This is a genomic window from Calyptranema fuscum S582 (assembly GCF_055793305.1).
Genome location: NZ_JBSLYH010000097.1, coordinates 1 through 10,431 on the forward strand (window position 1 = coordinate 1; position 10,431 = coordinate 10,431).

The following is a 10,431-nucleotide window of genomic DNA, read 5'->3' on the forward strand; positions in this document are numbered from 1 at the left end:
GTCCATCACTCCAAGAAGAAGTTATATCTGTTGAATACCTTGTAAAAATATCCTTACCTTCAATTAAGAATGCAGGTCCAGTACAAGAATCACCATGACCTAGATCTGTTCGCTTTAAACATCTAGGGTCAAGTAGAGAAATAGCAGCATCTATATCTTTCTCGGCAAGTTCAACAAAAGCAGCAACGGAATTAAAAATAATACTCTCACCGCCACTAATTGCAGAATTAACACATAAGAGAATAGATGTCTTGATTAACCCCATTTCTTCAAGAGTTCCATCTACGTGAGGCTTCTGCTCATTAGCAGTTGTAAATGCATGAACCACCCCCTGGCTAGTCCCTTCAAGCTGGTTAATTGCTCTGCCATGTAGATGAGTTGAGATAATATTTATACCTTCTTTGTAAAGGCTGATAGTGTCTCTATTCCTATATCGAGAAGGAATATGTGGTTCACCAAGGTGAAGGAGTTGGGCAAGTGTAGTTACAACTTCAAATCCTGCATCATTAAACTTAGCATCGAACAGCGCAAACCCTCTATTTTCATACCTGTCAATGATTCTATGCATTGCTTCACGCAATTGATCCTTCCCTTTAGCAATTTCTATAGGCACTAAATCTTCCAAAGGGTTAAATCTGCATCGATATACACTTTTTTCGGGAATTCGTTTGATGAAAAAGCTGAGTTGCTCTTCGAGGCTACAAATATCTTGCATACTAGGACAACTCAACAAAGTGAATAGGGTCAGGAGTGTAAATTTTCGTGTACTCTAACATTTTTAACACACGCCAAGTATGCTTATGAGTGTGATTTAAATCACGGAAAGCCCGTGCTTGTATAGTGCTCGCAGCTTTGCTTACTGTCTAAGAATCTAAATTCTTTTTGGTGATAGTGTAAAAAATATTACAAGCTAATGTGATGCCTGCTTTACTCGTATCGCAGATCGCACCAGTTTCACTCGATACGGGTCAGCATCCTTGCGCCACACTACCCGATGCCCCTTTAATTCAGCACAGTGTTCTTCTAGGCAATTCTGCCAAGCTCGTCGATCGCGAATCTTGCCTAAATCATCCAGTAACCCCCAATCAGCCTCTTGCCGACTCAGCTTGGCAAACTTCTCATAGAGCGGATAGTCCGACTGCACCAGCAACTCCTTCTGATGCAACACAGGTGGGTTGTCCTCTGGGTCATAGTCTCGGTAGCTGACATGCAGTTCTTGTAGGTCAATCTGCATACTGGTGCAGAGATAGGGGTGCGGGTCACGCTCGAAATCTGGGTAGAACAGGTAGGTGATTTTGGGTTTGCTGGTGTGGAACTTGACCACGGTTGCTTCTTCTGGGCGACCGATCGTGCGAGAGGCGCAACCTTCGTAGAGCCGAAGTAGGGGATCAAGGGCATCCAGGGCAGAGACGTGAACCCATAGTGAGTTCGACAGCTTCTTGCCGATTCCGCTTCGCGGATCGCTGTCGCGAAGCGCACTGGTCTTACACCGCTCTGCCATTACCTCCAAATTCCCCAGACTCAACAGCATCAAATCCGCAGCGGTACAGGCTTGCTGATAGTTGCCGAATAATGCCTTGATGTCGTGCTGAACGATGGGAGCGAGATGGCGCAGTTTGGGGCGATCGCCAAAATGACTGAGAGCAAGGTAGACGAGCAAATCCTGGCGGCGTTTCTCGCTGATGGCATCCCATTCCTGAACCTCCGTTGCCTGGAGTACCACCTGGAAGGCGAGTCGTAGCGTTCCAAATTCCGATTGCAGTGCCGCAAACTCCTGAAGTTCCTTCTCAATGGACAACCGTCCTCGCTCGGTGAAAAATGCCATTAGGGGAGCCAGCATCTCCTTATATTGTTCAAACCGCTTGGCGCTGGCTTTGACTCTGGGAGTTGTTGCACGCGATCTAAACCGGAATGCTCGGAAGGTTTGTGCCTGCGCCTCTTCTCGAAACACCAAGTAGATGCCCAGCGCAACCGGAATGGCATCAACGCCAAGCATCTGGTCGATGTAGCTTTTGAGTTTTTCCTGACTGTAATTCTTACGCCTAAGGAGTTTGAAAAGGCAGTTTATTAAGATTTTCTTAACTCAGAATTGATTGAGAAAACACTCGCTAGGAGTTTGCAAGAGGCGATTTCAAGAATATGATGCAGTTAGCTTAATGCAGGAATACCAAAGACGGTTGACCCTGTGCATTGTGCTCTTTCAATGCCTTAGATAAGGAAAACAAAGGAAATATTTATGACAGAGCAAACTATCTATGCCCTGTTAATAGGAATTGATCATTACCAACCTAATCGCCTCTATAAAAGCCTTAAAGGAGCTGTACGAGATATTAATCTCGTTGATGCATTTCTTAGAGAAACTTTGAAGATTCCGGCAGAGCGCATTTATAAATTGACCTCTCCCACCCAGGAAGATACTGCGCTCCTGAAGATGAGATCTGATGAGGAACAAGCGCCAACCTACGAAAATATTGTTAATACATTTAAGAAAATTACTGACATTGCTCGGACTGGAGAGCAAGTTTATATTCACTATTCTGGTCATGGTGGGCGTGCTACCAGCATTTTCCCTTTTAAGAATGAGCCACACGATGAAGGCATTGTGCCAATGGACATTGGCGATACGGAAGAGGGACGTTACCTGCGTGATGTAGAGATAACGACATTGCTTAAGCGCATGACCGATAAGGGTTTAATCGTGACGATGGTGCTTGATAGCTGTCATTCTGGTGGTGCAACCCGTGGTGATGCTGAAATTCGTAGTGCTGGGCAGACTGATACCGCACAAAGATCTTCAAAAAGTTTGGTCGCTGAACCCGAAGAGTTAGAGCAAAATTGGTTAGATGCTACACGAAACAAAAATATTGGAGCTGCTGGATTACCTCAGTCTAGGGATTATGTTTTACTGGCTGCCTGTCGCCCCAATGAATATGCTTATGAATATGCAGTTAATGGCGGAGTAGAGCGTAATGGTGCGCTGACTTATTGGATGATTGATACGCTGACCAGCGTTGCAACGAGTGGGCAATCTCTGACTTATAAGTTATTACACGATCGCGTCAATGCCCAAATTCAAAGCAAGTTTAGCCAACAAATTCCCATGATTGTGGGGGAGAGCGATCGCCTTGTTTTTGGCAGCGATACTTGGTCTACCCCTTTTACAGTAATTGTCGTTAAGGTTGTTTCAGACACTCAAATGACCCTGAATGCAGGGCAAGCCCAAGGACTTAGTAAGGGAACGCGCTTCTCGATTTATCCCCTCAATACAACTGATTTCACTGAGAAGGAACATCAGATTGCGATCGTTGAGATCACACGGGTTGATGCTTCTGAAGCCACTGCAAGAGTTCTGAAGCCAGAAGAAGGTGGCATTACAGGAGAGGGGAAGATAGAACCAGGGTCTCCTGCCATTATGGTATCTGCTCCCACTAACTTGGTTCAGAGGGTTCGTTTCTTTGCTCAGAAGGTTGAAGGTGAGGAGGAGAATGACTTGCCGCCTGACTTAGTGAGTTGTCAGGAAGAAGCACTCGACAGAGTACGACAAGCATTGGCGGGTAATGGTTGGGTTGTGGAAGTGAAAGAAGGAGAATCAGCCCTGTATCAAGTGGCGATCGATCGCGAAGGGAATTATGAAATTTGTAGAAATGGTAGACCGATTGAAAACCTCCGACCCCTTCTATCAATAAACGATACAACGGCTGCAAAGCGTGTGATTGAGCGACTAGTTCATCTAGCAAAGTATCAGGCAGTCGAAGGTTTGGACAACTCCAGTTCAAAACTGTCAAACGCACTTGAAGTAGAAATTCTCACAGAAGATGGAGAGCCTTTTCTTGATACCCAAGATATCAGAGTGAAGAGTGAGGACATTATCTGTCTTCGATTGGCTAATAAAGGCAAGCAACCATTGAAGATAGCGGTCTTGGATCTTGAACCAACCTGGGAGATTTCACAAATTCCAGTAGGCGGAATGGAGGCACCATTTTTTCCGCTTGACGCGGGTGCGGCTGAGGATGTTTTACTGAGATTTCAGGTGCCAGACGATAGTAGTTATGAGCAAACAAAAGAGACTATCAAAGTGTTTGCCGTTCAAAAAGGTCTGGCAGATTTTCGGTGGTTAACCTTACCACCGTTAGATGAACCACTTGCCAGTAGGGGATCTGTGCTTAATGAAGAATTAAAGGGAATGGTTGAGGAAGTAACAACTAGAGGGGAAGGACCAGAGGGAGTTAATCCACTCAATGATTTGTTGGCGATGATTGGTGCTGACTTGGAAAAACCGCCTGAAGCAACCCGATCTGCCAGTTTAGTGGTTGATCCCAAACAAGAGTGGGTGACTAAGCAAGTTCAGATTTTTGTAGAGCAATTATAAATGAAACGATTTTTACTCTCGGTTCTTTTGCCGTTACTGTTATTTCAAACGACTGCAACGGCTCAAACTAATCCATCAACTCCTGTCACTGCTTCAACTCAACCAGTCTCTCAACCTGAAACGGTGATCACAACCAATCAACCCTCTGTCATTCCCTTAGAGGGTACAGATCAGATTCAACTCCGTCTGGTCAATTGCACTTGGGCGATTGACTGCCTTTTGGCTCGACTTTTTCTTCCTCCCAGCACTCAACTTGATCAACTGCAATTAGAGTTTGATAACCCTGCTGCAACTTCTGCACAAATTCGTAACTCAAACATTTCGGTTCGCGGACAGTTAACGCTCTACCCCTTACCTGATAAAGCTCTATCTCTACCACAAGAAGCGATCGCCCTTCCTGCTCAACAAATCACTCGTATTCCTTTGACCATTACTCGCGCTGCCATGCCCCCTGAGCAGTATGCCGGGAAGATCTACCTCACCCAGGCAAACCAGAATAATCGCCTAACCCTTCCTGTTAATATCAACGTTCGATCGGGTCCGCTTTTGCCATTGCTTGTGCTGCTTTTGGGAGTTATTCTGGGGCAATTATTCAAATACATGCAAGAACAGGGCGGTTTACAGTCTGAGGCAAGGAGAAAGGTTTATCAACTAGAAGCCGATGTTCGAGAAGCCCATCCAGTCGATCGCAACCTTCTTCGACCAATGGTACAGGAGGTGCGAAAGCAAGTTTACCGTCAGCAGCTTGAAGCGATCGATACTCAAGTAACCCTGATCCGGAGTCGGTTAGGCGTTCTCAAACAGCTTCGAGTGACTGAAGATCAGCTTTACGAACAACAGAAGCGAGGCGAACCCATTTCAGAAGAAGACTTTGAGCCAATTTATAAGGCACGCAACCTGATTGCCCAAGGGCAAGATAGTGAGGCAACGACAGTGGTTAGTGAAATTCTGCAATCTACCAATACTGAGGCACGACGTGGTGCAGCAGATGACTTTAACCCTGCGGAAACGGCTCTTTGGCGTGTAGCGGTTAACCTCGATAAAAGTGCTCGAAATGCGATCGCAGAAGTTGAGAAAAAAGAACCTCCAAATCGAATCGAACAAGTCCAGCAATTTCTGGTATCCCTAGCTGGTTTCTCAGACCAGATGCGAGCTGAAGCAACCTTCTGGTTTGTGCGTCCGTTACTTTATCTGGTTTTGCTCACGGGTCTGGTTCTTGCAGGCTTAAACACGCTCTATATCGAAAATGGTGAAACTTTTGGAGCGAAACCGATGCCTGACTATCTTGCATTGCTCTTGTGGGGGTTGAGTGCAGATGTAGCCAGCCGGAGTTTGAGCCGTCTTCAAGGAGAACAACAATAGGATAGCTGTGATAGTTACTGAGTTTTTCCATTGGATCGCCTAAACACATCCTCGAAGGTTATACGGGTCAAGTATGGTGTTTGGCAATGAGTCCAGATAGATCGAAAATAGCCATTGCCAGCGAAGATTTTACAGTAAAGTTTTGGGATATCAAAGCAGCAGGATTGCTGCAAACTTTTACACGACAACCGGGAGAGGTGCGATCGATTGCTTTCAGCCCAAGTGGCAGATTGATAGCTAGCGGCGGAGATGATCTAGAGATTAAACTATGGAAAATCCCGATTTAAACGATTCCTTACCCTCTTTGCTACTGTGTCATGCCGGATCAACCCTTCACCCGAAAATTAGAATTTATTGACTCGGAATTATATTCTCAGTACAAAGACATCGATCGCTGGGCAGTCATCGTTGGCATTTCCAAGTATCAGCATTCATTAATAAATTTGAAGTATGCCGACCGAGATGCAGATAGCCTCTACCAACTTCTGCTCGCTCCTAACGGAGGTAGTTTTAAGGCTGACCACATCTGCAAACTCACAAACGAACAGGCAACTACTGGCAACATTAACCGTGCGCTGCGAAGCTTTTTGAAGAAACCAGCTAGAGAAGACTTAGTGCTTATTTATTTTGCCTGTCACGGCTCTCCTGATCCTGATCGACCCAGCAATGTCTACCTCCTCACTTATGACACTGACCCGGATGACATTGCAGGAACTGCGCTGCCCATGGAAGACATCGATCGCGCGTTGAAGGGGATTTTACACTCAGAGAAGGTGATTATTTTGGCAGACACCTGCCACAGTGCAGCGATCGGTGGCGGCATTGGCGGTCGTAGAAGCGTAGTAAATAATACTAAGCTGATGAATCGGTTTCTCCAAGATATCAGCCAATCGAAAGGTGGAGTTGCCCTACTAACTTCAGCAGAAGCGAATGAGGTGTCATTTGAAGATACCCGATGGGGTGGTGGACATGGTGTGTTTACTCATTACCTCCTAGAAGGAATGCGTGGAGCAGCCGATCGTGATGGCAACGGTATTGTGACAATCGGTGAGCTATTTGAGTATGTGCGTGATAACGTCAAACAGGCTACTGACTATAGACAACATCCTTCTATTGGCACAAACGCATATGATCGCAATTTGCCAGTAGCTGTCAGTTTGTATTCAAGTTCCTCACCAGCGCCTGACAGGACGCAACCCTCACAATACACCGATCGCTCAGGTACAGAGACTTCTAATGCAAGTAGCCTGGATCTAACTCGGAAGCTTTTTCTACTTTCAGAAGAGATGGTTGGCGGAGTGCAAAAAAAATTTCTACTGGACATGAAACTGTTACGGTTAAAATTCCCGCTGGTGTCCGGGTAGGGCAACGGATTCGTATTCGTGGCAAAGGTAAAATTGAACAAAATTCTCAACAGCGTGGGGATTTATACTTAGAGATTTCCCTATCATTACCATCATCAATCATGGGTATTCAGATTGATGCCAGTGTCTTTTCGGTCGCCATCCTTGATAACGACAAGGCATCTGCTGTTCCGAACCAAAGAGGAGAGCTTACAACTCCTGCTGTTATTGCGTGTAATTCACGTGGCGAATGGTTAGTTGGGCAGGATGCTAAGAATCAAGCTGCTGCTAATCAAGCAAATACATATGAACATATTGTAAATTTACTTGGGCGTAGTTATGTTGAAGTTGCAAAAGAAGCTTTGTACCTTCCTTACAAGCTTTCTAAAGATAAAGATGGTCTTCCTAAAATTGAGTGTTCTTATCTAAACCAAAATCTTAAACCAGAAGAAATTTTGTCTCATGGGCTACGAGCAATTATTGCTGACGCAAGTCAGCAATTAGGTTGGCAAATCAGACAGGTTGTAATATCAGTACCTTCTTGTTTTACTAAGCTTCAGCGAGATGCTGTTGCAGATTCATGCTGTTCGGCTGGACTGGGGGTTCTTAGAATATTCAATTCATCTACCTTGTCTGCTCTCACATCTGGAGAAAAGAATCGAACAGAAAATTTAGGAATAATTTTAATTATTGATATTAGCGAGGGGCACGTTGTCACTTCTATTCTACATGTAGATGATGGCGTTTATGAAGTTATCAGTATTGCTGGAAAACTATTCTTAAGTAATAGAGAAGACCAAAACAAAATCCTTAGCTATTTTCAAGCGTGTTTAGAAAATGCCTTGCTTGAAGCCAAAACCACCAAAAATGATATAGAAAAAGTCTTTCTTGCTGGAAGTTCCTCTTACGGTGCAGTGATTAAGGAACGCCTTCGACATATTTTTACGAGTAAACAATTGATAGAACAGCCCTTTCCTGAGATAACAGCAGCCTTGGGTGCTGCCATTCAGGCAGGAGTATATGGCGGTATTGTGAAAGATGTTCTAGTTTTGGACGTTATATTTTACTCACTGGGCGTGGAAACAGCAGATGGAGAAGTTGTCACCATAATACGTCAAAATACAACAATTCCAACCAAAAAAAGTGAATGCTTTATAACCATTTCTGACAATCAAACTAGTGTAGATATTCCGATTGTAGAAATTAACTCTCAAGCTGAGAAAGATAAAATTTATCTGGGTTCTATCCATTTAGATGGAATCACGCCTGCTCCTCATGGCGTTAACCAAATAGAAGTTACTTTTGAAATTGATGCTAGCAAAGATTTACACATTAGAGCAAAAGATAAGGGTACTGGAAAGAAAGTAAGCACGATTTCCTCAAAGCTATGTAAATTCTCAAATCGAAAATCAACAGTTCAGAAGAGATAGAATCATAGAAAATAAGTCGTAACTACTGCAATCTTACCTCTTCTCGATTTACTAAATGCTTGCCAAGCGTAGCAAAAATATTGACAAGTGCGGAGTTGATTACGGTTCTAAATTATCTAGAATTCTGATTTCTGATTAAGGAGACAACTATAAATAATGCAATCATTTCGTCCAATTAATTCTTCCATCATTGCTCAACTTGTTACCCTTTCACAAATCACCTTTTAGATCTATATGGGATGTGTGTCAACCAGACGAGCGCTAGTGCAATGAGTGTAGGAAAGGTTTGAGAATGCAAGTTTTGTAGGTCTTAAGGTCACTGCACCAAAAAAGCCAGCAATGATGACGCAAATTAGGAAAAACACACGCAGCCGTAAAGGGTTATGCTTTGCAAAAGCCGACCAAATTAAGCCAGCTGCGATAAAGGGCTACCAATTTAAGCCGGGACAATAGGTAGGGCAAAGGGTGTAGCTTTTGAAGGCGCTTTTCTGCGACGAGCTTGCGGCAAGTCAGGCATGTGTTGGACAAGCCATTCAAACAAGTCCGGTACGGGTTTACCAAACAACCGTTGAGCGGCAGTGGTACCATCCGAACGTTTGAGATGAAAGTTATGCAACGTGGTCATCACCTGTAAGCGACGAGTAATAGGCCCCGTCGATTGTGGTGAATCTGGCTCAGGTAGCCGTTGCGTCCTTCCACAGCCGAAGAGGTGCGTTGAAATTTGCTGACCATCTCCATAGCCCAGTGTTGCCATTGGCGGCGTTGGTCTGCTGAAAGGACTGAGGTGATGGGATGCTCCATGAGTGCAACCTGCGTTTGCTCCGCTGCCCTCTGGTACGTGGCCTTGAGGGTTGGCGTTTTGGTTCGACGGGTTTGCTGTTGCCAATACACAGCAGGTAACAAAGCGTGTTCGACCCACTGACTCACCGATGCATCACCCGTCCGTTCATGCAAGCATGAACCAACCCAGTTCCACCACAGATCAACCAGGGCACTCAAATCGGGCAGTTGACGCTCGAACTTGGCAATACTACCGGCTTTATCTGGGAGTGAGTAGGTTCGTTTGAGATCATAGAGAGCGTCGGTTAGTGCTTGCAGTTGAGCTTGAACTCCTGTACTCGTCTGTGGCATCGTCGCGTCAAGAGCAAAGGGATGAAGCGTAGTTGTCAAGCCATACACAATCGCACGATACTGCTGTTGAGCCGTCTGTAACGCAGATTGTTGAGTGTATAACGGCTGGTTTTGTTGAGGATTATCTTGGCTTTGGGCACATTCGTCTAAACGTCGATTCACCCGAAACAATTGGTCTGCCAATTCCCGTCCGATGCCCTGGGATAACTCACGCAAGGCATGAAACAGGTCGGCAATGCTCGGACATCCCATTTCACTCAAGGCTAGTTTCACCAATGCTTTAGCACGGTCACTCACACAGTAACGTACCTTTAATCCTAGTTGGTGCAGTGCTTGCTGGACATGCTGCTGCCAGGTTGAGTAACGGTAGTCTTGTGACAATGCTTCTACTAGAATGAAACCACTCGATGCGTCTAACATCACTAACACCACCTCATCAAAAAAGGTTTCATCTACACTGGCACAAATCTCAGTTGTGCTTTGAGGAGTGGCTAACTCATGGTGTCGCCGATGTTGATAGTCCAGAACCTGATCTTCCATCTGCTTGAGGATTTTTCGCAGCGAAGCAACCGACACTCCAATATGCTGCTCTAAGCGCAGGAGACGGAAAAATTCATGCAGACTCTCACATCCAACACCTCGTTGAAAACAAAATACAAAGATGGTGGCAAGCACTAACACTTTTAACCAGTCCCTTCCGGCTTGAGTTTCCCACATCGTTGATTCTGGATAGCGATTACGTCGAGTAATCGCTTGTCGATGCCGATGCACGCTGCTTTTGGATAGACCCAGCCCC

Annotated in this window: 8 protein-coding genes and 2 pseudogenes; 5 read left to right on the forward strand and 5 right to left on the reverse strand. The window is 45.0% G+C overall.

Going from position 1 to position 10,431, the window contains the following annotated elements; translation table 11 throughout:
• Positions 1-715 (reverse strand): annotated as a pseudogene (locus ACR6Z4_RS31560) (hypothetical protein); the annotation flags it as partial.
• Positions 716-910: 195 nt separating this feature from the next.
• Positions 911-2,041: pseudogene (locus ACR6Z4_RS31565) on the reverse strand (DNA phosphorothioation-associated putative methyltransferase); the annotation flags it as partial.
• 195 nt (positions 2,042-2,236) lie between these two features.
• On the opposite strand from ACR6Z4_RS31565, the gene ACR6Z4_RS31570 reads away from it, so the two are divergent.
• From ACR6Z4_RS31570 to ACR6Z4_RS31590, 5 genes are all read left to right on the forward strand, one after another.
• Positions 2,237-4,369, forward strand: a complete 2,133-nt coding sequence (locus ACR6Z4_RS31570) for a caspase family protein (protein WP_479721290.1) — start codon at positions 2,237-2,239, stop codon at positions 4,367-4,369.
• Entirely contained in the window at positions 4,370-5,731 is a 1,362-nt protein-coding gene (locus tag ACR6Z4_RS31575; protein ID WP_479721291.1) for a hypothetical protein, read from the forward strand. It begins immediately after the preceding gene.
• Between the two features lie 29 nt (positions 5,732-5,760).
• Positions 5,761-6,018, forward strand: a complete 258-nt coding sequence (locus ACR6Z4_RS31580; protein WP_479721296.1) for a WD40 repeat domain-containing protein — start codon at positions 5,761-5,763, stop codon at positions 6,016-6,018.
• A 30-nt stretch (positions 6,019-6,048) separates the two neighbouring features.
• A complete protein-coding gene (locus ACR6Z4_RS31585; protein WP_479721292.1) occupies positions 6,049-7,095 on the forward strand; it encodes a caspase family protein in 1,047 nt (348 codons plus the stop codon).
• A gap of 101 nt (positions 7,096-7,196) precedes the next feature.
• Positions 7,197-8,504 (forward strand): Hsp70 family protein, encoded by a 1,308-nt coding sequence (locus ACR6Z4_RS31590; RefSeq protein ID WP_479721293.1) that lies wholly within the window; start codon positions 7,197-7,199, stop codon positions 8,502-8,504.
• 230 nt (positions 8,505-8,734) lie between these two features.
• Here ACR6Z4_RS31590 and ACR6Z4_RS31595 read toward each other — a convergent pair whose 3' ends face one another.
• From ACR6Z4_RS31595 to ACR6Z4_RS31605, 3 genes are all read right to left on the reverse strand, one after another.
• A complete protein-coding gene (locus ACR6Z4_RS31595) occupies positions 8,735-8,926 on the reverse strand; it encodes a DUF1304 family protein (protein WP_479721297.1) in 192 nt (63 codons plus the stop codon).
• Between the two features lie 14 nt (positions 8,927-8,940).
• Positions 8,941-9,129, reverse strand: coding sequence for a DUF6399 domain-containing protein (locus tag ACR6Z4_RS31600; protein WP_479721294.1), 189 nt, complete (start codon positions 9,127-9,129; stop codon positions 8,941-8,943).
• The coding region (locus tag ACR6Z4_RS31605; RefSeq protein ID WP_479721295.1) for a DUF6399 domain-containing protein at positions 9,129-10,431 on the reverse strand (1,303 nt) is incomplete at its 5' end. The genes ACR6Z4_RS31605 and ACR6Z4_RS31600, both read right to left, overlap by 1 nt.